The 22,824-nt window shown below is 66.7% G+C and carries 26 protein-coding genes; 13 read left to right on the top strand and 13 right to left on the bottom strand.

What is annotated here, in order from left to right:
- Positions 1-4: 4 nt before the first annotated feature.
- The 4 genes from KTJ87_RS02620 to KTJ87_RS02605 are packed head-to-tail and all read left to right on the top strand — an operon-like array spanning position 5 to position 3,896.
- Positions 5-1,681 (top strand): formate--tetrahydrofolate ligase, encoded by a 1,677-nt coding sequence (locus KTJ87_RS02620; protein ID WP_267137504.1) that lies wholly within the window; start codon positions 5-7, stop codon positions 1,679-1,681.
- A 13-nt stretch (positions 1,682-1,694) separates the two neighbouring features.
- Complete coding sequence (locus KTJ87_RS02615) at positions 1,695-2,009, top strand: chorismate mutase (RefSeq protein ID WP_267137503.1); 315 nt, start codon at positions 1,695-1,697, stop codon at positions 2,007-2,009.
- Entirely contained in the window at positions 2,006-2,896 is an 891-nt protein-coding gene (folD, locus tag KTJ87_RS02610) for a bifunctional methylenetetrahydrofolate dehydrogenase/methenyltetrahydrofolate cyclohydrolase FolD (RefSeq protein ID WP_267137502.1), read from the top strand. The genes KTJ87_RS02615 and folD overlap by 4 nt, the downstream gene beginning before the upstream one ends.
- Positions 2,897-2,951: 55 nt before the next feature.
- Positions 2,952-3,896 carry a DMT family transporter gene (locus KTJ87_RS02605; protein ID WP_267137501.1) on the top strand — a complete coding sequence of 315 codons (945 nt, stop codon included), beginning with the start codon at positions 2,952-2,954 and terminating at the stop codon, positions 3,894-3,896.
- Here the strand turns inward: KTJ87_RS02605 and KTJ87_RS02600 are convergent.
- The gene (locus tag KTJ87_RS02600; protein ID WP_267137500.1) at positions 3,832-4,506 is read right to left on the bottom strand and encodes a thiamine diphosphokinase; all 675 of its coding nucleotides are present in this window, start codon (positions 4,504-4,506) and stop codon (positions 3,832-3,834) included. The genes KTJ87_RS02605 and KTJ87_RS02600 overlap by 65 nt on opposite strands.
- Positions 4,507-4,641: 135 nt before the next feature.
- Between KTJ87_RS02600 and KTJ87_RS02595 the strand changes: the two genes are divergently transcribed.
- Entirely contained in the window at positions 4,642-6,666 is a 2,025-nt protein-coding gene (locus tag KTJ87_RS02595) for a hypothetical protein (protein ID WP_267137499.1), read from the top strand.
- Between the two features lie 16 nt (positions 6,667-6,682).
- Here KTJ87_RS02595 and KTJ87_RS02590 read toward each other — a convergent pair whose 3' ends face one another.
- Entirely contained in the window at positions 6,683-7,702 is a 1,020-nt protein-coding gene (locus tag KTJ87_RS02590) for a ribose-phosphate pyrophosphokinase (RefSeq protein ID WP_267137498.1), read from the bottom strand.
- Positions 7,703-7,808: 106 nt separating this feature from the next.
- Between KTJ87_RS02590 and KTJ87_RS02585 the strand changes: the two genes are divergently transcribed.
- The 3 genes from KTJ87_RS02585 to KTJ87_RS02575 all read left to right on the top strand — a co-directional run bounded on the left by KTJ87_RS02585 (position 7,809) and on the right by KTJ87_RS02575 (position 9,425).
- Complete coding sequence (locus KTJ87_RS02585) at positions 7,809-8,408, top strand: 2-hydroxychromene-2-carboxylate isomerase (protein ID WP_267137497.1); 600 nt, start codon at positions 7,809-7,811, stop codon at positions 8,406-8,408.
- Positions 8,405-9,190: an alpha/beta fold hydrolase gene (locus KTJ87_RS02580; RefSeq protein ID WP_267137496.1), complete on the top strand. Its 786-nt coding sequence runs from the start codon at positions 8,405-8,407 to the stop codon at positions 9,188-9,190. The genes KTJ87_RS02585 and KTJ87_RS02580 overlap by 4 nt, the downstream gene beginning before the upstream one ends.
- Before the next feature lie 103 nt (positions 9,191-9,293).
- Entirely contained in the window at positions 9,294-9,425 is a 132-nt protein-coding gene (locus KTJ87_RS02575) for a hypothetical protein (protein ID WP_267137495.1), read from the top strand.
- Here the strand turns inward: KTJ87_RS02575 and KTJ87_RS02570 are convergent.
- From KTJ87_RS02570 to KTJ87_RS02540, 7 genes are all read right to left on the bottom strand, one after another.
- Positions 9,422-10,468, bottom strand: a complete 1,047-nt coding sequence (locus KTJ87_RS02570; RefSeq protein WP_267137494.1) for a threonine aldolase family protein — start codon at positions 10,466-10,468, stop codon at positions 9,422-9,424. The genes KTJ87_RS02575 and KTJ87_RS02570 overlap by 4 nt on opposite strands.
- The gene (locus KTJ87_RS02565) at positions 10,465-10,938 is read right to left on the bottom strand and encodes a YcgN family cysteine cluster protein (RefSeq protein ID WP_267137493.1); all 474 of its coding nucleotides are present in this window, start codon (positions 10,936-10,938) and stop codon (positions 10,465-10,467) included. The genes KTJ87_RS02570 and KTJ87_RS02565 overlap by 4 nt, the downstream gene beginning before the upstream one ends.
- Positions 10,939-11,136: 198 nt before the next feature.
- Complete coding sequence (locus tag KTJ87_RS02560; protein WP_267137492.1) at positions 11,137-12,075, bottom strand: bifunctional riboflavin kinase/FAD synthetase; 939 nt, start codon at positions 12,073-12,075, stop codon at positions 11,137-11,139.
- A 34-nt stretch (positions 12,076-12,109) separates the two neighbouring features.
- On the bottom strand, positions 12,110-12,562 hold the full coding sequence (locus KTJ87_RS02555; RefSeq protein WP_267137491.1) for a MaoC family dehydratase: 453 nt from the start codon (positions 12,560-12,562) through the stop codon (positions 12,110-12,112).
- Between the two features lie 126 nt (positions 12,563-12,688).
- Entirely contained in the window at positions 12,689-13,561 is an 873-nt protein-coding gene (locus KTJ87_RS02550) for a TIGR01459 family HAD-type hydrolase (RefSeq protein ID WP_267137490.1), read from the bottom strand.
- A 70-nt stretch (positions 13,562-13,631) separates the two neighbouring features.
- Positions 13,632-14,894 carry a SulP family inorganic anion transporter gene (locus KTJ87_RS02545; protein WP_267137489.1) on the bottom strand — a complete coding sequence of 421 codons (1,263 nt, stop codon included), beginning with the start codon at positions 14,892-14,894 and terminating at the stop codon, positions 13,632-13,634.
- Positions 14,895-14,986: 92 nt separating this feature from the next.
- A complete protein-coding gene (locus tag KTJ87_RS02540) occupies positions 14,987-15,907 on the bottom strand; it encodes a manganese-dependent inorganic pyrophosphatase (RefSeq protein WP_267137488.1) in 921 nt (306 codons plus the stop codon).
- Positions 15,908-15,994: 87 nt separating this feature from the next.
- On the opposite strand from KTJ87_RS02540, the gene KTJ87_RS02535 reads away from it, so the two are divergent.
- From KTJ87_RS02535 to KTJ87_RS02520, 4 genes are all read left to right on the top strand, one after another.
- Positions 15,995-16,654, top strand: coding sequence for a DUF2161 domain-containing phosphodiesterase (locus tag KTJ87_RS02535; RefSeq protein ID WP_267137923.1), 660 nt, complete (start codon positions 15,995-15,997; stop codon positions 16,652-16,654).
- Between the two features lie 138 nt (positions 16,655-16,792).
- Positions 16,793-17,080: a co-chaperone GroES gene (locus KTJ87_RS02530; protein WP_267137487.1), complete on the top strand. Its 288-nt coding sequence runs from the start codon at positions 16,793-16,795 to the stop codon at positions 17,078-17,080.
- A gap of 48 nt (positions 17,081-17,128) precedes the next feature.
- The gene (gene groL, locus KTJ87_RS02525) at positions 17,129-18,772 is read left to right on the top strand and encodes a chaperonin GroEL (protein ID WP_267137486.1); all 1,644 of its coding nucleotides are present in this window, start codon (positions 17,129-17,131) and stop codon (positions 18,770-18,772) included.
- A 127-nt stretch (positions 18,773-18,899) separates the two neighbouring features.
- Entirely contained in the window at positions 18,900-19,778 is an 879-nt protein-coding gene (locus tag KTJ87_RS02520; RefSeq protein WP_267137485.1) for a DMT family transporter, read from the top strand.
- Here the strand turns inward: KTJ87_RS02520 and KTJ87_RS02515 are convergent.
- Positions 19,748-20,194: an NUDIX domain-containing protein gene (locus KTJ87_RS02515; RefSeq protein WP_267137484.1), complete on the bottom strand. Its 447-nt coding sequence runs from the start codon at positions 20,192-20,194 to the stop codon at positions 19,748-19,750. The genes KTJ87_RS02520 and KTJ87_RS02515 overlap by 31 nt on opposite strands.
- 64 nt (positions 20,195-20,258) lie before the next feature.
- Here KTJ87_RS02515 and KTJ87_RS02510 point away from each other — a divergent pair, with 64 nt between their 5' ends.
- On the top strand, positions 20,259-20,987 hold the full coding sequence (locus tag KTJ87_RS02510) for an alpha/beta fold hydrolase (protein WP_267137922.1): 729 nt from the start codon (positions 20,259-20,261) through the stop codon (positions 20,985-20,987).
- Here KTJ87_RS02510 and KTJ87_RS02505 read toward each other — a convergent pair.
- The 3 genes from KTJ87_RS02505 to KTJ87_RS02495 all read right to left on the bottom strand — a co-directional run bounded on the left by KTJ87_RS02505 (position 20,984) and on the right by KTJ87_RS02495 (position 22,812).
- Positions 20,984-22,054: a 5-(carboxyamino)imidazole ribonucleotide synthase gene (locus KTJ87_RS02505; RefSeq protein WP_267137483.1), complete on the bottom strand. Its 1,071-nt coding sequence runs from the start codon at positions 22,052-22,054 to the stop codon at positions 20,984-20,986. The genes KTJ87_RS02510 and KTJ87_RS02505 overlap by 4 nt on opposite strands.
- Positions 22,047-22,532 (bottom strand): 5-(carboxyamino)imidazole ribonucleotide mutase, encoded by a 486-nt coding sequence (purE, locus tag KTJ87_RS02500; protein ID WP_267137482.1) that lies wholly within the window; start codon positions 22,530-22,532, stop codon positions 22,047-22,049. Before purE ends, KTJ87_RS02505 begins: the two co-directional genes overlap by 8 nt.
- A 61-nt stretch (positions 22,533-22,593) precedes the next feature.
- Positions 22,594-22,812 (bottom strand): YdcH family protein, encoded by a 219-nt coding sequence (locus KTJ87_RS02495; RefSeq protein ID WP_267137481.1) that lies wholly within the window; start codon positions 22,810-22,812, stop codon positions 22,594-22,596.
- Positions 22,813-22,824 lie beyond the last annotated feature (12 nt).

Raw genomic sequence — 22,824 nt, 5'->3', positions numbered from 1 at the left:
GCGCATGGCGCACAAGACCGACATCGAGATCGCGCGCGAGGCGCAAAAGCGCCCGATCCAGGAGATCGGCGAGGCGCTTGGCATCCCCTCGGAACACCTGCTGCCCTATGGTCACGACAAGGCCAAGGTCGGGCAGGCGTTCATCGCGGGCCTCGCGGATCGCCCCGACGGCAAGCTGATCCTCGTCACCGCCATCAACCCGACGCCCGCGGGCGAGGGCAAGACCACGACGACCGTGGGCCTTGGCGACGGGCTGAACCGGATCGGCAAACGCGCCTGCGTGTGCATTCGCGAAGCGTCGCTTGGCCCGAACTTCGGGATGAAGGGCGGCGCGGCGGGCGGCGGCTATGCGCAGATCGTCCCGATGGAGGATATGAACCTTCACTTCACCGGCGATTTTCATGCCATCACCAGCGCGCACAACCTGCTGTCCGCGCTGATCGACAATCACATCTACTGGGGCAACGCGCAGGACATCGACCAGCGCCGCGTGGTCTGGCGCCGCGTGCTCGACATGAACGACCGCGCGCTGCGCGATGTCGTCACGTCGCTGGGCGGCGTGTCGAACGGCTATCCGCGCCAGACCGGGTTCGACATCACCGTCGCGTCCGAAGTCATGGCGATCCTGTGCCTTGCGAGCGATCTTGCCGATCTGGAACAGCGGCTCGGCGACATGATCGTCGCCTATCGCCGCGACAAGACGCCGGTCTTTGCCCGCGATATCGGCGCAAGCGGCGCGATGACCGTTCTTCTGAAGGACGCGATGCAACCGAACCTCGTGCAGACGCTGGAAAACAATCCCGCCTTCGTGCATGGCGGTCCCTTCGCCAACATCGCGCATGGCTGCAACTCGGTCATCGCGACGCGCACCGCGTTGAAACTGGCCGACTATGTCGTGACCGAAGCGGGATTCGGGGCCGATCTGGGGGCCGAGAAGTTCCTCAACATCAAGTGCCGCAAGGCCGGGCTGTCGCCGTCCTGCGTCGTCCTGGTCGCCACGGTGCGGGCGATGAAGATGAACGGCGGCGTCTCCAAGGCCGATCTGGGCGCCGAGAACGTCGAAGCGGTACAGGCGGGATGTGCCAACCTTGCGCGTCACATCGAGAACCTCAAATCCTTCGGCGTGCCCGTGGTGGTGGCGATCAACCATTTCTCGGGCGACACCGAGACCGAGATCGCTGCCGTGCAGGACCACGTCGCGGCGCAAGGGGCCGAGGCCATCGTCGCGCGTCACTGGGCCGAAGGCGGCGCCGGGGTCGAGGCGCTGGCCACCCGCGTGGCCGAGATCGCCGACGCAGGCACCGCCAATTTCGCGCCGATCTATCCCGACGAGATGCCGCTGGCCGATAAGATCGAAACCATCGCCACCCGGATCTACCGCGCCGACAGCGCGGTGATGGACGCCCGCATTCGCGCGCAGCTGACAGAGTGGGAGGACGCGGGCTATGGCCACCTGCCGGTCTGCATGGCAAAGACGCAGTATTCCTTCACCACCGATCCCGCGCGGCGCGGTGCGCCAACCGGCTTTGACATCCCGGTGCGCGAGGTGCGGCTGTCGGCGGGCGCGGGGTTCGTTGTCGCCATCTGCGGCGAGATCATGACGATGCCCGGCCTGCCGCGCACCCCGGCCGCCGAGACGATCCGGCTGAACGATGAAGGCCAGATCGAAGGACTGTTCTGAGGACAACCCAGCAATGCCCCAAACCGACCCGGACAACATCGAGACCATGGCCGACTTGCGCACTGCGATCGACGCCGTTGACGACCGGCTGATGGCGCTTTTGGCGGAACGGCTGCGCCTGACCGACCTTGCCCCGACGCTCAAGCAACGCGAGGGCATATCGGCTGCCGCCCCGTCGCGGGTGGCCGAGGTGCTGTCGCGGGTGCGCGGCAAGGCGGACGAGATGGGCTTTGATCCCGGTCTCGCCGAGGCGATGTGGCGCAGGATGATCGAGACAGTGATCGCGCGCGAAGAGCGCGTGATGGGCAAGAAAGGACAAGACCGATGACGGCAACCCTGATCGACGGCAAGGCCTTCGCGGCAAAGGTGCGCGGCAAGGTCGCGGGCCATGTGACGCGGCTCAAGGAGATGGGGATCACCCCCGGCCTTGCGGTCGTTCTGGTCGGCGCCGATGCGGCCAGCGAGGTCTATGTGCGCAACAAGGGCAAGATGACGGTCGAGGTCGGCATGGCCTCTTTCGAACATCGGCTGGCCGAGGACACGCAGGAAGACGAGCTTATGGGCCTGATCGACCGCCTGAACGCCGATCCCGAGGTTCACGGCATTCTCGTGCAGTTGCCGCTGCCGCCTCACCTGAACTCGGACCTTGTCATCAACGCGATCGACCCGGCCAAGGACGTCGACGGCTTTCACATTCTCAACGTCGGGCTCTTGGGCACCGGCCAGCGCAGCATGGTGCCCTGCACGCCGCTGGGCTGCCTGATGATGCTGCGCGACCACCACGGATCGCTGTCGGGGCTGAATGCCGTGGTAATCGGGCGGTCCAACATCGTTGGCAAGCCGATGGCGCAATTGCTGCTTGGCGACAGCTGCACCGTGACCATCGCGCATTCGCGCACGAAGGACCTGGCGGACGTGGTGCGCCGCGCCGACATCGTCGTCGCCGCAGTAGGCCGCCCCGGCTTCGTGCCGGGCGACTGGATCAAGCCGGGCGCGACGGTGATCGACGTGGGCATCAACCGGATCGAGGCAGAGGGCGGCAAGACCCGGCTGGTCGGCGACGTGGATTTTGCCGCCGCATCCGAAGTCGCGGGCGCCATCACGCCGGTTCCGGGCGGCGTTGGCCCCATGACCATCGCCTGCCTTCTGGCCAACACCGTCACCGCGTGCTGCCGCGCCAACGGCCTTCCCGAACCCGAGGGGCTGACCGCGTAACCGCTTGTCCAAGCTGCGGCTTTCCTTCCTGGCGGGCGGCGTATAGCGTTCCGCAATGACCGCAGACCGCCCTCTTCTCGGCATCCTTCTGATGACCGGCTTCTGCATCCTGGCGCCGCTGGGCGACAGCCTGTCGAAGATCGTGATCGCCGAGCATGCGCTGATCCTGATAATCACCGCGCGCTTCATCGTTCAGCCGGTGCTGCTGACGCCGATTCTCTGGGCGCAGGGCGGCGGCTTTGCCATGCCGCGCCGCGCACTTTGGCTCACGGCGCTGCGAACCGTGCTGCACATCATCGGCATCGCCTGCATGGTGCTGTCGCTTCGCTATCTGCCGCTGGCGGACGCCATCGCCATCGCCTTCGTCATGCCGTTCCTGATGCTGATCCTCGGCAATCTTGTTCTGGGCGAAGAGGTCGGCCCGCGCCGTCTTGCCGCCTGCGCGGTCGGGTTCGTCGGTACCCTGCTTGTCGTGCAGCCCTCGTTTGCCGAGGTTGGCGCGCCCGCGCTGCTGCCGCTTGTTGTGGCAGTCGCGTTCTCGCTGTTCATGCTGGTCACGAGGATCATGGCCAAGGACACCGGCGCGATCCAGTTGCAGGCGGTCAGCGGCGCGATGGCCACCGTGGTGCTGGTTCCCCTGCTGCTTTTGTTCGACGGCAGCGGGCTGCGTGACCTTGACGCCGACATGCCTGACGGGCGCACCTTTGCGCTGCTCCTGGGGCTTGGGATCATCGGAACCGTGGGGCACCTGATGATGACATGGTCGCTGCGGTTCGCGCCCGCCGCGACGCTCGCGCCGATGCAGTATCTTGAAATCCCCTTCGCCACCGCCATCGGCTTTGCGCTGTTCGGCGATCTGCCCAACGGGCTGGCTGCGGCGGGCATCGCCATCACGGTGGCGTCCGGCCTTTACATCGTCGCGCGCGAACGCAGCCTCAGCCGGGTGCCGACACCCCCAGCGCCCGCACCGCAGCCGAAAGGCATGACCGGGGAAGGATGACCAGAAGGCCGGGGCCGTGCGGGTCGACCGTCACCTGCGCCCGGGTGGCAAGGTTCGACGTCCCGACCCTCGCCCACGGCGCAAGGTCCAGTCCGTCGATCGGCCATTCCAGCCCGGTAGAGGTGCCCGTGACGGGCCGCATCGGAAACAGCGACACCCGCGTTCCCGACTCTAGCTCAAGCGTCAGGCGCTGCGGCGCGTGGAAACAGATATCCTCGTGCCCGACCACGATGCAGGGCGGCCCCGCGACCGACACAAGGACGGTGTAGGCCGCAAGCTCATGGTCGAGCCGCGCGCCGGTGAACCCGACCGCCAGCACCAAAGGCGCCGCGATGGACCGCAGCGCCTTGTCGAAATCCGTCGTCTCCTGGTCGGCAATCCGGTGGATGCGATCTTCGCCGATGCGGGCGCGATCGGCGGCGGGCAGCGAATCCATGTCGCCGATCACGGCGCGTGGCATGATCCCGTGCACAAGCGCGGTGGACGCAGCCCCGTCGGCGGCCACAACCTGGGGCGCAATGCGCAGGCATTCGGCCAGCGTCAAAGGATCAACGGGCGCCCCGCCGATCAGGGTGACTGGTTCTCCGGATTGGACAATGATGGCATTCATGGCAATATTGGGGCGGGACCAGAAACGGGACACAATGTGACCCAGAAAAAATACCGCGCAATCCTTTGTTCTGTTCTGCATCCAGTGACATAGCGTGGTAAATAATTTCTCGTCTGACGACGGAAGGCTCAGTGCATGTCCGGTACCAGTAAAATTCTTACCGTGTCCTATGGAACGTTTTCCTGCACCCTGGAAGGGTTCGACGATCCGTTCGATACGATGAAGTCGATCGCGGAGTATTTCCGCGATCTGGCCGCGGACGACCGCTATTTCGGTGCAGAGCCGCCGACCCCCGACCCCGAGATGCTTCACCGCATCGCCGAGCGCGAGATCAAGCGCCGCGTGGACAGCAGCGTCTCCTCCACCGGCGTCGTGTTGCGCGCCTCGGACCGTGACGGCGCCGTCGCGCTTGCAGGCTTGCAGGGGCTGGCCCCCGCGATGCAGCCCGCTGCGGATTCCCCTGCCCCTCAGGCAGCGGAACAGGTTCCCGTTACCACCACGCCGGAACAGGACACCGCCGAACCTGCGCCCGAAGCGGACGCCGCCGTTGCCGAAGCGACCGCGCCTGTGGCTGACGTGCCTGAAACGGGCGAGGCCCCCGTTGACGACCGTTCGGCAGAGGACGAAGCGGCGCTCGCCGCCGTCACGGCGGCGACGGACGATGCCGCGCCGGAAGCCGAGGCCGCAGCGCCCGAGGATATTGCCGACATTGCAGACCCGGCGCCCCTTGCGGAGGACGACGCGGCCGAGTTGCCAGAGGATGAGACCGGGGTCACGGCCAAGCTGGACCGTATCCGTGCCGCCGTTGCCGCTTCGGACTATTCCGAGGACGAGCATGCCGAGGATGCGCCGCTTGCCGTGCCCGTCGCCAGCGTGCCCGCGCAGGCCGCAGAGGCTGAGGAGCGGGCCGACGATCCGCTGGATGACATCGACCTCGACAGCCTTGCCGGACATGAAGACGCCGAGGCGCCTGTCGCCAGTGCGGCGGGTGACCTTGGCGAGGACGACGAAGACGACAGGGCCTGGGCGGACATCGACGGCCTCGATGAGGTCGCCGCACCGGACGACACCGAAAGCCGACCCGAACCGCTTCGGCTGTCTGCCGCGCAGGCTGTGCCGTCGGCGGCGCGGGCCCGCGTGATGAAGATGTCGCGTGCTGACTTCGACGCCGCCTTCGAGCCCGCCGAGGATGACGACGAAGACGACTACGAAGACGGCGACAACGACATCGCGGACTTCGAGACGCCCGCAGCACCGTCTGCCGCCGTCACGCGCGAGGCTGCGGTCGGCGTGACAGGGCTTGCCCCCGAGGACGAAGCCTCGCTTCTGGCGGACCTTGCCGAAGCCGAGGCAGAGCCGTCCGCCGCCGTGCAGGACGACCGCCCGCGCCGGTCGATTCCCCAGGGCGAGCCTGCGGTCGAGCGCATCCTCGAGCAGACCAACACCGAGTTGGACAAGACCGATGGCAACCGCCGCCGCAGCGCCATCGCGCATCTCAAGGCCGCCGTTGCCGCTGTGCGGGCCGAAGGTGGCCGCAGCAGCGCCGAGACGCGCCGCCGCGACGAGGAACATATCGGCCAGTTCCGCAATGACCTTGCCCGCGCCGTCCGCCCCGATCAGGTGCGCAATCCCGACGAAGAGCTTTTGCTGGACGAAAGTGTGCCGGACGGCCTGCAGCGCAAGACCGCTCCGACCGGGACCGCAGCAACCGACGCAGGCCAGCGTCGCAACATGCCGCCCTTGATGCTTGTCAGCGAACAGCGCGTGGACCACAGCGCCGCCGCGCCCGAACGTGCACCGGTCACGCCGCGCCGCGTCGCCCAGATCGAGGACGAGACGCCAGAGGCAGTCACCGAGGACGACGACGTGAACGTCACCGAGTTCGCAAGCTACGTCGGCCGCACGGGCGCCAATGAACTGGACGAATTGATCGAGGCGTCGGCCGCCTTCGGCATTACCGAGCTTGGCCAGGACGCCGTGTCGCGCGGCGAGATCGTGCGCCGGGTGAACAAGTATCTGAACGGCGCACTCAGCCGCGAGGACGCACTGCGCGCCTTTGGCCAGCTTCTGCGCGAAGGCCGCCTGTCACGACTTCAGCGCGGTGCCTTCGGGATCACCGACAAGACCCGGTTCCAGGATCGGCGCAGCGCCGCGGGCTGACCCGCGGCTGCCCCCGTCACATCCGACTATACAGCCCTTCGTAGATCGGCCCGAGGGTTTCGGCCTCGAACAGCGAGGACACGCTGGTGCCGTTCCAGATGTTGATGATCGCCTGCGCGAACATCGGCGCCGTCGGAACGATGCGGATGTTCTCGGCGGCGCGCACATGTTCGCTGGGTGCAATGGAATCGGTGATCACGAGGCTTTTCATCACGGATTTGGTGATCCGCTCGACAGCAGGGCCCGACAGCACACCGTGCGAGATATAGGCGTGAACCTCGCTGGCGCCGTTCTCCAGCAGCACTTCGGCGGCCTTGCACAGTGTTCCGGCGGTGTCGCAGATGTCGTCCACGATGATGCAGGTCTTGCCCTCGACGCTGCCGATCACAGTCATCTCGGCGATTTCGCCCGCCTTTTCGCGGCGCTTGTCGACGATGGACAGGGGCGCGTTAATCCGCTTGGCCAGTTCCCGCGCCCGCGCCACGCCGCCGACATCGGGCGAGACGATCATCAGATCGTCCATCCGCCCGGCAAAGGAATGCCGGATATCCAGCGCGAAGACCGGCGAGGCGTAGAGGTTGTCGACGGGGATGTCGAAGAACCCCTGGATCTGCGCCGCGTGCAGGTCCAGCGTCAGCACCCGCTCGATCCCGGCCTCGACCACCATGTTGGCGACCAGCTTTGCGCTGATCGGGGTGCGCGCCTTGGTGCGGCGATCCTGCCGGGCATAGCCGAAATACGGGATCACTGCGGTGATCCGCGCCGCCGAGGACCGGCGCAGCGCGTCGGTCATGATCAGCAGTTCCATCAGGTTGTCGTTGGCCGGGTTCGACGTCGGCTGGATGATGAACATGTCCTCGCCGCGCACGTTCTCGAAGACCTCGACGAAGATCTCGCCGTCGTTGAACCGTTCCACCCGCGCGTCCACAAGGTTCACCGACATGCCCCGGTGCATCGACATCCGCCGCGCGATGGCTTCGGCAAGCGGACGATTCGCGTTCCCCGCGATCAGTTTGGGTTCGGTGATTGTGGGCATGTGTCGGGGTTCCGGAAGCTGGCAGCGTAAAGGATTCGTGACGTTGACACCGCTTAGCACCGGGATACGGTCTTGCAAACATAGCCCCGCCCGAGAGGACATCCCCATGGCGCATATCGACTACTATTTCTTCACCGTGTCGCCCTGGGCCTACCTGGCAGGCGACAGGCTGGAACAGATCGCAACCGAAGCTGGCGCGTCCATAGCCTACAAGCCGGTGCATCCCGGCGGGATCTTCAAGGCGGGCGGCGGGTTGCCCCTGAACGAGCGTCCGCAGTCGCGGCAGGACTACCGCCTGCAAGAGCTGGAGCGTGCGCGCAAGAAGACCGGCCTGACGCTCAACCTGCACCCGGCGCATTTCCCGACCAACCCTGCCCCGTCCAGCTATGCGATCATCGCCGCAGACAAGGCAGGCGCCGGCGATCTGGGCGCGCTGACCCACGGGCTGATGCGCGCCTGCTGGGCCGAAGAGCGCAACATCGCCGAGGATGAGGTGATCCGCGATTGCCTGACAGCGGCAGGGTTCGACCCCGGATTGGCCGACAGCGGCATGCTGACCGGCGCCGAGACCTACGAGCGCTACACCGAAGAGGCCGTCGCGGCGGGCGTGTTCGGATCGCCCTTCTACATCGTCGACGGCGCAGAGAGGTTCTGGGGACAGGACCGTCTGGACGATCTCGAACTGCACCTGTCCGGTGGTCTGTGACCGCCGCCTCGCTCGCGCCGCCGCTGCATTGGCGGCGGTTCGGCGCGGGCGATACGCGCCTCGTGCTGCTGCACTGCGCGCTTGGTCATGGCGGGCTGATGGAACCGCTCGCCCGGCGGCTGGGGGAGCCCGCGCTGGCGCCGGATTTCCTCGACCACGGCGACAGCCCGGACGCCGATCCGGCGGCGGACTACCAGACGGCCTGTCTGAATGCCGTCGCCGCCGGGCTGGACGGCCCGCACGACATCGTCGGCCATTCCTTTGGCGCTACGGTCGCGCTGCGCCTCGCGGTCGAGCGTCCCGACCTGGTGCGACGGCTGGTCCTGATCGAGCCGGTGTTCTTCGCCGCCGCGCGCGATCATGCCAACTACGCCGCGATGATGGCCTGGTCCACCGCGTTCGATGCGCATTTCGCCGCCGGGGACGTCACCGCCGCCGCCCGCAGCTTTACCGAGGTCTGGGGCGGCAGCACGCCGTGGGACCGCCTGCCCGAGGCCCAGCGCGCCGCCTTCACCGACAGGATCCACGTCATCCCTGCGATGGACGGCCCGGTGAAGCATGACAGCGCGCGCCTTCTGGCCCCGGGGCGCCTCGAATCCGTGCGCTGCCAAACGCTGATGATCGCGGGCGGCGCCTCGCCGCCGATCATCCCGGCGATCCAGGACGCCCTCGCCCTTCGCCTGCCGCACGCCAGCCGCGTGACCATCGATGGCGCCGGGCACATGCTGCCCCTGACCCACGCGGGCGCGGCGGCAGACGTCATTGGGCGATTTCTCGCCTGAACCGACCTCTCACCAAAGCGTCACTGGCGCGATGGCCAAAGCCGCGCAACAGTGAAACGCGTGTGGATAACACCAGTGGACAACGTAAAGGAAGGGGGCGGCAATGACACCATTCGTGAAAGCGGCCCTCGCGCTGACGCTGGTGCTGACCATCGCCTTCAGCGTGACCGGCGGCGCTGGCCACGGCGGCGACGACCATGCCAGCCTCGGTCTGCGCTCGGTGATGACCCGCTAGCCGAGCAGCGCAAGGAACGCGTCGACATCCGCCTCGGTCGTCGACCAACTGCAAACCAGCCGCGCGGACAGCTGTTCATCCGCCGGACCCTCGGCTGCCGGTTCGGACGGCCAGAAGTAGTATTTTGCCCCCGCCGCCCGTGCACGGTCATGCACCGCACGGGGAAAGGCCGCGAAGACCATGTTGGCATCGACCGGGTGCAGGATCTCTGCGCCCGCCTGCCTCAGCCCCGCGCCCAGCCGCGCGCCCATCGCATTGGCCTGCCGCGCCATGTCGAGCCATAGCCCGTCCGCCAGAAACGCCTCCATCTGCGCCGAAAGGTAGCGGTGCTTGGAAAACAGGTGCCCCGCCCGCTTGCGCCGCAACTCGAACTCCCAGGCGTGGCGCGGATCAAAGAACACCACAGCCTCCACCCCCAGAAGCCCGTTCTTGGTCCCGCCAAAGCTGACCGCATCGACGCCCGCGCGCCAGGTCATCTCGGCGGGCGAGGCGTTCGTCGCCACGATCGCATTGGCAAAGCGCGCACCGTCCAGATGCACCGGCAGGCCATAGCCCTTGGCCACGCCGCACAGCGCCGCGACCTCGGACACCGAACTGACGCCGCCCTTCTCTGTCACGTTGGTCAGTGACACCACCCCGCGCTGCACATTGTGCACCACGCCTTGCCCGGTGCCCGCGATCGCGCGGTCCAGTGCACCCGCATCCATCTTGGCGTGATCGCCGTCCACCAGCACCAGCTTGGCCCCGCCGGTATAGAACTCGGGCGCGCCGCACTCGTCCTCCTCGATATGCGCGTTGCGGTGGCAATAGACCGCGCCCCAGGGATCGGTCAGCGTCGCCAGCGCCAGCGCATTGGCCGCCGTGCCGGTGGCGACGAGGTAGACCGCCGCCTCGGGCGCCTCGAACACATCGCGGATCGACTGACGCACCCGCCCCATGATCTCGTCGGCGCCGTAGCCGCCCGCATAGCCCTCGTTGGCACGCAGGAGCGCCTCCATCACGCGGGGATGCGCGGGCGCGGTGTTGTCGGATGCGAATTTCATGTGCCGGGTTCCTCGATCACGTAATCTTCCCAATCTTCTTCCGGCACGTCGAACTCGGACACCGTCCAGCCCTGCACCGACACGCCCGCGTCATGCACGGTCTGCGGATCGCCCGAGATCAGCGGATGCCAGTCATACAGCGCCTTGCCTTCAGCGATCAGCCGATAGGCACAGGTGCGCGGCATCCAGTAGGCGACCTTGTGGATCGTCTGCGGCGTCAGCACGACGCAATCGGGCACGAACTGCTTGCGGGTCTCGTAATGCGCACAGCGGCAGGTGCTGTCGTCCAGAAGACGGCAGGCGACACGGGTGAACGCGATCTCCTGCGTGTCCTCGTCTTCCAGCTTGTTGAGGCAGCACTTGCCGCAGCCGTCGCACAGCGCCTCCCACTCGCGAGGCGACAGGTTCTGAAGCGGCACGCGCTCCCAGTAGCGGTCGCGCAGACCGTGGCGGGGAATGGGATCGTTCATGCGTGCGACCCTAGTGCGACCCGGCTACCGGGTGCAACGCGTCCCAGGTGTCACATCTCGTCTTCTCTTTGGTCCCAAATACCTCCGGGGGAGTCGCGCAGGGCGCGACGGGGGCAGAGCCCCCCTTCCCGGTCGCAAAGCGAAGCGGAGCGACCGGAGAAAGGTCTTGCGCCGAAGGCGCTCCTTTCGACGGGGCCATCACAGTGCGGACAGGATCGCGCGGGCGCGCAGGCAATCGGCGTCCATCTGCGCGATCAGCGCCGCCAGCCCGTCGAACCGTTCCTCGGGGCGCAGGAACTCGACCAGCGCGACCGACAGGTGCGCGCCGTAAAGGTCACCCTTGAAGTCGAACAGGAAGGTTTCGATGTTCGGCCGGTTCTCTCCGAACATCGGCCGCACGCCGACCGACGCGGCGCCGTGGTAGCTGCCTGCAAAGGTCCCGCTCAGCACATCGACCAGTACCGCGTAGACGCCGAACCTTGGCCGGTGCAGCCCGTCAAGCGACATGTTCGCCGTCGGATACCCCAGGTCGCGGCCGCGCTTCTCGCCGTGCAGCACTTCGCCCTCGATGCGGTGCCAGTGGCCCAGCATGTCGGCGGCATCGCGCGCGCGGCCCTCGCCCAGCGCCTCGCGGATCCGGGTCGAGGACACCTCGATCCCGCCTGTCTCGACCAGATCGGCAATGGTGACGCCAAAGCCCATGTCGTCGCCAAAGCGTCGCAGGTCCTGGGGGGTGCCCGCCCGTCCCTTGCCGAAATGGAAATCGCGGCCGACGACCACATGACGCAGGCCCAGCCCTTCGGCGATCACGTCGTGGGCGAACTGCTCTGGCGTCAGCGACGACAGCGCGGCGTCGAACGAAAGCTGAAACAGCCGATCGACCCCCAGCTTGGCCATGCGGTTCGCCTTGGCTTCGGCATTCATCAGGCGAAAAGGCGGGGCGCCCGGTGCAAAGAACTCGCGCGGGTGCGGCTCGAAGGTCATCACGCCCAGGGGGGCGCCCAGCGCCTGTGCCTTTGCGCGCGCCACGTCGATCACCGCGCGGTGGCCAACATGCACGCCGTCGAAATTGCCGATCGCCGCCGAAGCGCCCTTGGCCTCCGGTCCGAGGCCCTGCCAGGTGGTAAAGGTCTGCATCGTCCCCCGGTAAGGGGGCGACACCCCCTTGCGATCAGTCGAACTTTCTGGACGGCGCAAGCACCACGGCCTCGCCCTTCAGAACGACCGTATCGCCCACAGCACAAAGACAATCAAGCGTGACCCGGCGCTTGCCGTGGTCGATCTCGCGCACCTTGACCTCGGCGTAGACTTCGTCGCCGGGGCGCACCGGCGCCATGAACTTGAGAGTCTGGCCCAGATACACGGTGCCATGCCCCGGCAACTGTTCCCCGATCACCGCCGAAATCAGGCCCGCGGTCAGCATTCCATGCGCGATGCGCCCCGCAAAGATCGTGTCCTGCGCATAGGCATCATCCAGATGCACCGGGTTCCGGTCGGTGGACACTTCGGCGAACATCTCGATATCGCGGTCCGTCACCACCTTGCGCAGGTAGCGGGTCATGCCGATTTCGAGGTCCTCGATGACGATGGTGCCGCGAGGCAGGTTGTGCGTGTGGTCCAACATCGGTGTCTCCGGGTTGCCGTTGCGCTGCGGCATAGCAGAGGATGCACCCGCAGCGCAACCGACAAGGTAATTTTAATTCCCCGGATGTCAAATCCTCGCAACAATGTTGCGAGGCGGATGCGCGCCCTAGCGCAGGAACCCCAGTGCGTAGGTCGGCTCGAACCCCTGATCGACCAGGTATTCCGCCAGCGCGCCCGCCTCGGGATCGCGGCCCGTCCGGGTCTCGGCGGCGGCCAGCCCGCCGGTGATGAGGACCGAATCGAGATCCTCGCCCACCGCGCCCTTCACGTCCGTCAGGATGCCATCACCGACACAAAGGATGCGGCTGTCGTCCACGTCGCGGCCAAGCCCGGCCAGACGCCGCCGCGCCAGATCGTAGATCGGCGGATGCGGCTTGCCGAAATACAGGCTCTCGCCGCCCATTTCGGTATAGAGCGCCGCAATCGCCCCCGCGCACCATTCACGCTCGTACCCGCGATCCACCACGATGTCGGGGTTGGCGCACAGCAGCTTCAGCCCCTTGGTCTTGGCGAACAGAAGCTCGGGGCGCAGAACGGCCGGGTCTGCCATGGGATCGAACGGCCCGGCGCAGACGATGCCCTCGGCGTTCCGCAGCTCGACCTGTTCGATGTCCGCGGGATCGTCCACCATCTGCATCGGCTCGAAAAAGCTCTGGTCGCGCGGCTCGCCGACGAACCAGACCTTGTTGCCGACGGCGCCATCGAACATCGCGGCGCGGGCGCTGTCGCCCGAGGTGGCGATGACGTCCCAACACTTCTCGGGCACGGCCATGCGTGCGATCTGCCGGGCAACGGACGCGCGCGGGCGCGGCGCATTGGTCAGCAGAACGACGGCGCCGCCCTTGGCCCGGAACGCCTGCAAGGCGGCGACGGCCTCGGGAAAGGCCGTGACGCCGTTGTGCAGACAGCCCCAGAGGTCGCAGAACAGCGCGTCGTAGCGGTCGGAAATCTCGGCAAGGCTGTCGATGATGCGGGTCATGTCGGCGGCTCCGGCGCTTGGGATCGTTCGGGGTCGTCTATGCACCGCATAGGGCGCAATGGCCAGCCGTCTAGCGGTCGCGCGGGGTCCAATCATCCGGCGGCGGAACCCGGCGCGACAGCCGCAGCAAGAGGCCCAGCGCCACGCCGACGCCGATGGCGACGGTCAGGTCGACCAGCACCGTCAGCACCATCGTCAGCCCCAGTAGCACGCGGTCGGCCAGCGGGCCATCGCGCAGGTATCCGCGCCAGTTCTGCGGCTCGGCCATGTTCCAGGCGGTCAGCAGCAATAGCCCCGCCAGCGCGGGCATCGCAACCCCCGAGGCCAGCGGCGCAGCAAGAAGGATCGCGGCCAGCACCACGCCAGCATGGATCATGCCAGCGACCGGCGTGCGCCCGCCCGCGCGGATGTTCGTTGCGGTGCGCGCGATGGCGCCGGTGGCAGGCAACCCGCCGAACAGGGACGAGGCGACGTTCGCCGCGCCTTGGGCCAGCACCTCGGCATTGGGACGATGCCGGTCGCGGATCATCCGATCGGCGACAAGCGCAGACAGAAGCGACTCGATCCCTGCAAGGAAGGCGATCACGATGGCGGAGGGCAGCAACTCGCGCAATTTGGCAGGCGACAGATCGGGCAGGCGCGGCATCGGCAGGCTGTCCGGCAGCGTGCCGAAGCGGTCCGCGATGCTGTCGACCGGAAGCCCCAGGCCCGCCACCAGCGCCGAGGTCGCGCCGACGGCGACAATCAGCCCCGGCAAGCGCGGAAAGGCGCGGCGCAGCACCACGATCAGACCCATCGTCGCCAGCCCAATCCCCAGCGCCCAAGGGTTCACCTCGCCCCGCGCCGCCCAAAGCGCCCCGGCCTTGTGCACGGCGTCGGCGGGCATGGCCGCATCCATGCCCAGCAGGTCCTTGAGCTGGCTGAGCGCGATGATCGCCGCGATGCCAAGGGTGAAGCCGTTGATCACGGCCTCGGGGACGTAGCCGATCAGCCGCCCCGCCCGCGCCAGCCCCGCCACCAGCAGAATCACCCCGGCCATGAAAGTCGCGGTGACCAGCCCGGAATACCCGTGCGCGGCGATCACCCCGGCGACGACGACGATGAAGGCGCCGGTCGGCCCGCCGATCTGCACCCGGCTTCCGCCCAGCGCCGAAATCAGGAAGCCCGCGACAACTGCCGTGACCAGCCCCGTCTCGGGGGCCGCGCCCGACGCGATGGCGATGGCAAGGCTGAGCGGCAGGGCCACCATCGCGACCGTCACGCCCGCGCCAAGGTCGGCCCGGAAATCGCGCGCGCCATAGCCGCGCAAGGAGGTGACGAGAGCAGGTGTCATGACGCAGCGTTAGGCCTGCGCCGATGCCCTGTCCATGAGGCAAAAAGGGCGGCCGTCACGGGCCGCCCCTCGCATCGAAATCCCCGGCAGGCTCAGAGCGTCAGGTTCGGCACGATCTGCTTCTTGCGGCTCATCACGCCCGGCAGAACGACGGTATCGCCGCTGACGGTTGCGCCAAAGCTTTTCTCGGCGACGGTCTTGATCAGATCGTTCGGCACCAGAAGCGTCGCCTCTTCGTTCAGGATGTCGATGACGAACAGAAGCACCTGCTCGACGCCGTCCTCGCGCGCTACGTCCACCATCGATGACATCAGGCTGTCCTTGCGGTCGAGCACGATGTGCGGCGCCGTGGTTTCCAGAACCGAGACGCGGAACTTGGTGCCGCCGACCTCGTATTCCTTGGAATCCATCCGCAACAACTCGGCATCCGAGAACGCGGAGACGTCGGATTTCGCCGCGAACATCTCGGCGGCATAGTCGGGGATCGACAGCGCCAACTCGCCCGCCAGCCGTTCCGCCAGGGCGCGGTCGTGGTCGGTCGTCGTGGGCGAGCGGAATTCCAGCGTGTCGGACAGGATGCAGGACAGCATCGCCCCCTTGATCGCGTCCGGCATCGCCGCCGCCTTGTCACCCATCAGGTCGTGCAGGATCGTGGCGGTGCAGGCCAGCGGGCGGACGGTGATCTCGATCGGGCCCTTGGTGACAAGCCCCCCTGCCAGCTTGTGATGGTCGATGATCTGAAGGATGTTCGCATCGTTGATCCCGGCGGGCAATTCGGCGGGGTTGTTGGTGTCGACGATCACCACGTCCTCGCCTTCGGCCACGTCACCGATGATCGCGGGCTTGGGCAGGTCCCAACGCTCCAGCATGAACGCGGCTTCGGTGTTCGGCTCGCCCAGAAGCACGGCCTCTGCAGGTTGGCCGCGCTGCTCTGACAGATACCACGCCCAGATGATCGGCGATCCGGTCGAGTCGGTGTCGGGGGCCTTGTGGCCGAATACCTTGATGGTCATGCTTGCAGTGTCCCTTTGGGGTCGGCGGTGGTTTTCGCGCGCCTTATAGGGGCATGGGGACGTGAAGTTAAGGGAACATTGAACGCCTTGGTCAAGCCGCGTGAAACCGACCTCTATCCTCCGGTAAAGGGCTTTCTCGAGCGCCTCGGCTACGAGGTGAAGGGCGAGATCGGCGCGGTCGACGTGATGGCCTGCAAAGGCAACGAAGACCCGGTGATCGTCGAGTTGAAGACCGGCTTCGCGCTGTCGCTGTTCCATCAGGCGGTGGCCCGGCAGGCGGTGACGGACTGGGTCTATGTCGCGGTGCCGCTGGGGGCGGGAAAACCCTTTGCCTCGTCCCTGAAGAACAATACCAAGCTGTGCCGCAGGCTGGGGCTTGGGCTGTTGACGGTGCGGCTGGCCGACGGGCTGGTGCAGGTGCATTGCGACCCCGGCCCTTTCGTGCCGCGCAAGTCGAAGGCGCGGCGCGGTCGGCTGCTCAAGGAATTCGCCAGGCGGCAGGGCGATCCGTCTAGGGGCGGCGCGACCCGCGACGGCCTTGTCACCGCCTACCGGCAGGACGCAATGCGGCTGCGCGCCTATCTGGAGGCACACGGGCCATCCAAGGGGGCGGTCGTGGCCAAGGCTACCGGGGTGGAACACGCGACGCGAATGATGCGAGAGGACCACTACGGTTGGTTCGTCCGGCATGGCACCGGACTCTATGCCCTTGCGGCACAGGACACCACGCGCGCCGTCAAGCCGTAGATCGCCCCCGAACGATCAATTTTTCCGATAGCCGTTCCTTGACAGGGCACCGCGCGTTGCGTATCTCCGGTTCGCTAGCACTCCACATGAGTGAGTGCTAACACCCAGATATAACCATGAACCAAGGAGCGTTCAGAGATGGCTTTCACTCCTCTGCATGACCGCGTGCTGGTCCGCCGCGTCGAGAGCGACGACACGACCAAAGGTGGCCTGATCATCCCCGACACCGCCAAGGAAAAGCCCGCCGAAGGCGAAGTGGTTTCCGTTGGCGCAGGCGCCAAGGACGAGGACGGCGACCGGATCGCCATGGACGTCAAGGCTGGCGACAAGATCCTGTTCGGCAAGTGGTCGGGCACCGAGATCACGCTGGACGGCGAAGAACTGCTGATCATGAAAGAGTCGGACATCCTGGGCATCATCGCCTGATCTCCCTGACTTTCTTTCAAATAACTTCAACACGTTAGGAGCAAGTCAATGGCTGCTAAAGACGTCAAGTTCAATACCGACGCCCGCAACAAGATGCTCAAGGGCGTCAACATTCTTGCGGATGCCGTCAAGGTCACCCTCGGCCCCAAAGGCCGCAACGTCGTGATCGACAAGAGCTTCGGCTCGCCGCGCATCACCAAGGACGGTGTCACTGTCGCCAAGGAAATCGAGCTTGAAGACAAGTTCGAGAACATGGGCGCGCAGATGGTCAAGGAAGTCGCATCGCGCACCAACGACGAAGCGGGCGACGGCACCACCACCGCCACCGTTCTGGCCCAGGCCATCGTTCGCGAAGGCGCCAAGGCCGTTGCCGCCGGCATGAACCCCATGGACCTCAAGCGCGGCATCGATCTTGCCACCGCCAAGGTCGTGGAAGCCATCAAGGCCGCCGCGCGCCCCGTCTCGGGCACCGATGAAGTCGCCCAGGTCGGCACCATCTCGGCCAACGGCGAAGCCGAAATCGGCCGCCAGATTGCCGACGCGATGCAGAAAGTCGGCAACGACGGCGTCATCACCGTCGAAGAGAACAAGGGCCTCGAGACCGAGACCGAAGTCGTCGAAGGCATGCAGTTCGATCGCGGCTACCTGTCGCCCTACTTCGTGACCAACCCCGAGAAGATGATTGCGGACCTCGACGACTGCATGATCCTTCTGCACGAGAAGAAGCTGTCGTCGCTGCAGCCGATGGTTCCCCTGCTCGAGCAGGTGATCCAGTCGCAGAAGCCGCTTCTGATCATCGCGGAAGACGTCGAAGGCGAAGCCCTGGCGACCCTCGTCGTCAACAAGCTGCGCGGCGGTCTCAAGATCGCGGCCGTCAAGGCACCGGGCTTCGGTGATCGTCGCAAGGCCATGCTGCAGGACATCGCTGTCCTGACCGGCGGCCAGGTGATCTCGGAAGACCTCGGCATGAAGCTCGAGAGCGTCACCATGGACATGCTCGGCTCGGCCAAGAAGATCACCATCACCAAGGACGAGACCACCATCGTCGACGGTGCGGGCGACAAGGCAGAGATCGAAGCGCGCGTCTCGCAGATCCGTGGCCAGATCGAGGAAACGTCCTCGGACTACGACAAGGAAAAGCTGCAAGAGCGTGTTGCCAAGCTGGCAGGCGGTGTTGCCGTGATCCGCGTCGGCGGCATGACCGAGACCGAAGTGAAAGAGCGCAAGGACCGCGTCGATGACGCGCTCAACGCGACCCGCGCTGCCGTTCAGGAAGGCATCGTGGTCGGCGGCGGCGTCGCGCTGATCCAGGCGGCCAAGTCGCTTGACGGTCTGCAGGGCGCCAACAGCGACCAGAACGCGGGCATCACCATCGTGCGCAAGGCGCTCGAGGCACCGCTGCGCCAGATCGCGGAAAACGCAGGCGTCGACGGCTCGGTCGTCGCAGGCAAGATCCGCGAATCCGACGATCTGAAGTTCGGCTTCAACGCCCAGACCGAAGAATATGGCGACATGTTCAAGTTCGGCGTGATCGACCCCGCAAAGGTCGTGCGCACCGCGCTCGAGGATGCGGCATCGGTTGCCGGTCTTCTGGTGACCACCGAAGCGATGATCGCCGACAAGCCCGAGCCGAAAGGCCAGAACGGCGGCGGCGGCATGCCCGACATGGGCGGCATGGGCGGCATGATGTAATCACGCCGTTCCCGCTTGGAACGACTGGGAAAGGGGGCCTTCGGGCCCCCTTTTTCCGTTGGCGGGGAGGGCTTTCGAGTATCTGGACCAAGAAGAAGCACGGTCGCCGCTTGACCCCGGCGCGGCGATGGCGGACGCATTCGCGATGCGCGTCCTGCCTTTGACCCTTGTGGTCCTCATCCCGCTTGCGGCCAATTCGATCCTGAACCGGCTTGCCATTCTGGACGGCGAGATCGGCGCGCTCGACTTCGCGGCGATCCGGCTGGCCTCGGGTGCGGCGATGCTGGCCCTGCTGATCCTGTGGCGTGACGGCGCCCTGCCCCGCGTCTCTGCCGGGCGGATCACCGGGGCCGCGAGTCTCTTGATCTACATGCTGTTCTTTTCGCTCGCCTACCTGCGGCTCGATGCGGGGATCGGGGCGCTGATCCTGTTCGGCGGCGTGCAGGTGACGATGTTCGCAGGCGCCCTGCTGGCGCGAGAGGCGATACCGGCCCGTCGCTGGATCGGCGCGGCGCTGGCGTTCTCGGGGCTGGTCTACCTGATGTGGCCGCGCGGCGGCGTCGATGCGAACCTTGCGGCATCCCTGTCGATGGCCTTCGCGGCGCTGGGATGGGGCATTTACAGCCTGATCGGGCGGCGCATTGGCGATCCCTTGCGGGACACGGCCGAGAATTTCCTGCTGGCCGCGCCCTTCGCCGCTCTGGCGGCGCTGCTGCTGTCACCGGGGCACGCGATGTCGGCGACCGGGATCGCGCTGGCCTGCGTGTCGGGCGCTATCACCTCGGCGTTGGGATATGTGCTGTGGTACTGGCTTCTGGCGCGCATCGCCTCGTCGGTGGCGGCGGTGGTGCAGCTTTCGGTGCCGATCCTGATCGGTGTCGCCGGGATCGTGTTCCTGTCCGAGCCGATCACCGCGACCTTCGCCATCGCCGCCGCGCTGGTGCTGGGCGGTGTCGCGGTGGCGGTGTTCGGCGGTCAGCGCACCAAGGGTTCCAGCGGGTCATAAAGGATGCCCTCGCCCCAGGCGGCGCCCGGCAGGCTGTCGGGCTTGAAGCGGATCGCGTCCATCCCGGACCGGCTGAACCAGCGGCGGTCGGTCACGATGCCTTCGGGGTCGATCCAGTCTTCGGACAGGGTGCCCGCGATCACCCGGCAGCGGAAATAGACGTCAACCTGGTGAAACCCGCGATCTGGCGCATGGAACTCGTTGACCAGCGCAGGCGCGCCGACCTCGATGCGCAGTCCGGTTTCCTCCCACACCTCGCGGGTCAGGTTGTCGGGGAGAGAGGCGTGGCGCCTGGCGCCGCCGCCGGGCGCGCACCACAGATCGCTCTGCCCGCCGGGGTAGGCGTTGACCAGCAAGAGCCTGTTCTCGTGCAGTATGAGGGCACGGACGGCAAGGCGCGGCGATTGTTCGCTCATGCCCGCGACGGTGACGTTGCGGCGCAGGCTGTGCAAGGCCCATGCGCAGGACTATCTCTGCCACATGCGCCACCTGCTGCTTTCCCTTCTGCTGATCCTGCCCGCCGCCGCGCGTGCCGACTGCGTCGTGTTGCTGCACGGGCTGGCACGCACCGAAGCGTCGATGGCGATCATGGCCGACAGCCTGCGCGCCGAGGGGTATGACGTCGTCAATCGCGGCTATCCGTCGACCGATGCGCGGATCGAGGCGCTGGTGCCCCTCGCCCTGACCCCCGCCGTGGCCGAGTGCGGGGCAGAGCGTACGCATTTCGTGACGCATTCGATGGGCGGCATCCTTTTGCGCGCCTGGCTGCAGGACAACGCGCCGCAGAACATGGGCCGCGTCGTCATGCTGGCCCCGCCGAACAACGGCAGCCAGCTGGTCGATGCCTTCGGCGATCTTGGGGCCTTCGCCTGGATGAACGGCCCCGCCGGGCTGGAACTGGGCACCGGCCCCGGCAGCGTGCCAAACAGCCTTGGCCCCGCCGATTTCGACCTGGGCGTGATCGCCGGAACGCTGTCCTACAACCCGGTGTTCAGCGGCATGATCGACGGGCCGGATGATGGCAAGGTGTCCGTCGCCTCGACCACGCTGCGCGGGATGGATGACCACATCACCTTGCCGGTGTCGCATACATTCATGATGCTGAATCCCACCGTGATCGCGCAGGTGAAGACGTTTCTGAAGACTGGCCGCTTCGCGGGCGACATGCCGTTCGGCAAGGCGCTGGGGATGGCCATCGGGATCGACTAGCGCCGGATGCGGTTGACGTGGCCCATCTTGCGTCCGGGGCGCGCCTCGGCCTTGCCGTAGAGATGCAGCGCGGCGTCCGGTTCCTTCAGGATGTCCGGCACGCTTGCGATATCCTCGCCGATCAGGTTCTCCATCACCACGTCCGCGTGGCGCTGCCCGTCGCCAAGCGGCAGGCCCGCAACGGCGCGGATATGCTGCTCGAACTGGTCCACGGCACAGCCGTTCTGCGTCCAGTGGCCCGAGTTGTGGACGCGCGGCGCGATCTCGTTCACGACAAGCGCGCCTTCGGCGGTGACGAACACCTCGACCCCCATGACCCCGACATAGTCGAGCGCGGACAGGATGCGCGCGGCGATCAGCACGGCGTCGGTGCGGGCACTGGCGGACAGCGCGGCGGGAACGGTCGTGGTGCGCAGGATGCCGCCCTGGTGGACATTCTCGCCGGGGTCGAAGCAGGCGACGTCTCCGCCAAGGCCGCGCGCGCCAATCACCGACACCTCACGCTCGAACGCAACGAAGCATTCGAGGATCGACGGTGCGTCCGCCATCGCGGCCCAGGCTTCTGCGGCATCCTCGGGCGTATCCAACCGCACCTGCCCCTTGCCGTCATACCCGAAGCGGCGGGTCTTTAGGATCGCGGGCGTGCCGATGCTGGCGATGGCCGCCGTCAGATCGTCAAGGCTGTTCACTTCGGCATGGGGGGCGGTGGCAAGGCCAAGATCGTTCAGGAACCGCTTTTCGGTCAGGCGGTCCTGGCTGACACGCAGCGCCTCGCGGCTGGGGCGGATCGCCACATGCGCCTCGATGGCGTCGAGCGCGGCGGTCGGGATGTTCTCGAATTCATAGGTCACGACATCACAGGCAGCGGCAAAGCGCGCCAGCGCGTGAACGTCGCCATAGCCGGCCTGCAGATGGAAATTGGCGACATGCGAGGCGGGGCAATCCCCCGCCGGATCGAACACGCAGGTCTTGTAGCCCAGCCGCGCCGCTGCAACAGACAGCATCCGGCCAAGCTGGCCGCCGCCCAGAATGCCGATGGTCGCGCCCTGCGGCAGCGGGTCAGTCATCGCTAGGCTCCTCGGGGATAGACGCCGACAGCGCCGCGCGCCAGTCGTCCAGCCGCTGCGCCAGCGCCGTGTCCTGAAGCGCAAGGATGCCCGCCGCCATCAGGCCCGCATTGGCCGCGCCCGCCGCGCCGATCGCCATAGTGGCCACCGGATAGCCACGCGGCATCTGGACGATGGAATACAGGCTGTCGACGCCCGACAGCGCCTTGGTCTGCACCGGCACGCCGATCACCGGCACCCGCGTCTTCGAGGCCATCATCCCCGGCAGGTGCGCCGCGCCCCCGGCCCCGGCGATGATGACCTGCAGCCCGCGCGAGGCGGCAGTCTTGCCATACTCCCACAACCTGTCCGGCGTCCGGTGCGCCGAGACGATGCGCGCCTCATGGGGCACGCCAAGCTCGTCTAGGATATCCGCCGCGCCCTTCATGGTCGCCCAGTCGGACTGGCTGCCCATGATGATGCCAACCTTGATGCTCACGCCCTGCCTCCGGCCGCCTTGAATGAGGGCGGCACTATACGGAACGCGGGCCGGGGCGCAATCAGGCGATGATGTCGGGGAACAGGCGATCCTCGAGACGGGCGATCCTGTCCTTGAGCGCCAGTTTCTGACGCTTGAGCCGTTGCAGGCGCAACTGGTCGCTCATCGCGGAATGCTGCAGCGCATGGATCGCGGCGTCGAGATCGCGGTGTTCGCGCTTGAGATGTTCCAGTTCGACGCGCAGCACGTCGTCGGATGCCATGTTCGAAAACATGTTCATGAATTGAGCCCC

The organism is Anianabacter salinae (genome assembly GCF_019061145.1).
Classification (GTDB): Bacteria; Pseudomonadota; Alphaproteobacteria; order Rhodobacterales; family Rhodobacteraceae; genus Anianibacter; species Anianibacter salinarum.
Note: the sequence above shows the minus strand (reverse complement) of the source record. Positions and strands in the feature narration are given on the sequence as shown.

What these genes read in the sequence shown, in the direction of transcription:
- KTJ87_RS02620 (WP_267137504.1), top strand. Translation starts at nt 5, where the DNA reads ATGGCGCACAAGACCGACATCGAGATCGCGCGCGAGGCGCAAAAGCGC.
- KTJ87_RS02615 (WP_267137503.1), top strand. Translation starts at nt 1,695, where the DNA reads ATGCCCCAAACCGACCCGGACAACATCGAGACCATGGCCGACTTGCGC.
- folD (WP_267137502.1), top strand. Translation starts at nt 2,006, where the DNA reads ATGACGGCAACCCTGATCGACGGCAAGGCCTTCGCGGCAAAGGTGCGC.
- KTJ87_RS02605 (WP_267137501.1), top strand. Translation starts at nt 2,952, where the DNA reads ATGACCGCAGACCGCCCTCTTCTCGGCATCCTTCTGATGACCGGCTTC.
- KTJ87_RS02600 (WP_267137500.1), bottom strand. Translation starts at nt 4,506, where the DNA reads ATGAATGCCATCATTGTCCAATCCGGAGAACCAGTCACCCTGATCGGC.
- KTJ87_RS02595 (WP_267137499.1), top strand. Translation starts at nt 4,642, where the DNA reads ATGTCCGGTACCAGTAAAATTCTTACCGTGTCCTATGGAACGTTTTCC.
- KTJ87_RS02590 (WP_267137498.1), bottom strand. Translation starts at nt 7,702, where the DNA reads ATGCCCACAATCACCGAACCCAAACTGATCGCGGGGAACGCGAATCGT.
- KTJ87_RS02585 (WP_267137497.1), top strand. Translation starts at nt 7,809, where the DNA reads ATGGCGCATATCGACTACTATTTCTTCACCGTGTCGCCCTGGGCCTAC.
- KTJ87_RS02575 (WP_267137495.1), top strand. Translation starts at nt 9,294, where the DNA reads ATGACACCATTCGTGAAAGCGGCCCTCGCGCTGACGCTGGTGCTGACC.
- KTJ87_RS02570 (WP_267137494.1), bottom strand. Translation starts at nt 10,468, where the DNA reads ATGAAATTCGCATCCGACAACACCGCGCCCGCGCATCCCCGCGTGATG.
- KTJ87_RS02565 (WP_267137493.1), bottom strand. Translation starts at nt 10,938, where the DNA reads ATGAACGATCCCATTCCCCGCCACGGTCTGCGCGACCGCTACTGGGAG.
- KTJ87_RS02560 (WP_267137492.1), bottom strand. Translation starts at nt 12,075, where the DNA reads ATGCAGACCTTTACCACCTGGCAGGGCCTCGGACCGGAGGCCAAGGGC.
- KTJ87_RS02555 (WP_267137491.1), bottom strand. Translation starts at nt 12,562, where the DNA reads ATGTTGGACCACACGCACAACCTGCCTCGCGGCACCATCGTCATCGAG.
- KTJ87_RS02550 (WP_267137490.1), bottom strand. Translation starts at nt 13,561, where the DNA reads ATGACCCGCATCATCGACAGCCTTGCCGAGATTTCCGACCGCTACGAC.
- KTJ87_RS02545 (WP_267137489.1), bottom strand. Translation starts at nt 14,894, where the DNA reads ATGACACCTGCTCTCGTCACCTCCTTGCGCGGCTATGGCGCGCGCGAT.
- KTJ87_RS02540 (WP_267137488.1), bottom strand. Translation starts at nt 15,907, where the DNA reads ATGACCATCAAGGTATTCGGCCACAAGGCCCCCGACACCGACTCGACC.
- KTJ87_RS02530 (WP_267137487.1), top strand. Translation starts at nt 16,793, where the DNA reads ATGGCTTTCACTCCTCTGCATGACCGCGTGCTGGTCCGCCGCGTCGAG.
- groL (WP_267137486.1), top strand. Translation starts at nt 17,129, where the DNA reads ATGGCTGCTAAAGACGTCAAGTTCAATACCGACGCCCGCAACAAGATG.
- KTJ87_RS02520 (WP_267137485.1), top strand. Translation starts at nt 18,900, where the DNA reads ATGGCGGACGCATTCGCGATGCGCGTCCTGCCTTTGACCCTTGTGGTC.
- KTJ87_RS02515 (WP_267137484.1), bottom strand. Translation starts at nt 20,194, where the DNA reads ATGAGCGAACAATCGCCGCGCCTTGCCGTCCGTGCCCTCATACTGCAC.
- KTJ87_RS02510 (WP_267137922.1), top strand. Translation starts at nt 20,259, where the DNA reads ATGCGCCACCTGCTGCTTTCCCTTCTGCTGATCCTGCCCGCCGCCGCG.
- KTJ87_RS02505 (WP_267137483.1), bottom strand. Translation starts at nt 22,054, where the DNA reads ATGACTGACCCGCTGCCGCAGGGCGCGACCATCGGCATTCTGGGCGGC.
- KTJ87_RS02495 (WP_267137481.1), bottom strand. Translation starts at nt 22,812, where the DNA reads ATGAACATGTTTTCGAACATGGCATCCGACGACGTGCTGCGCGTCGAA.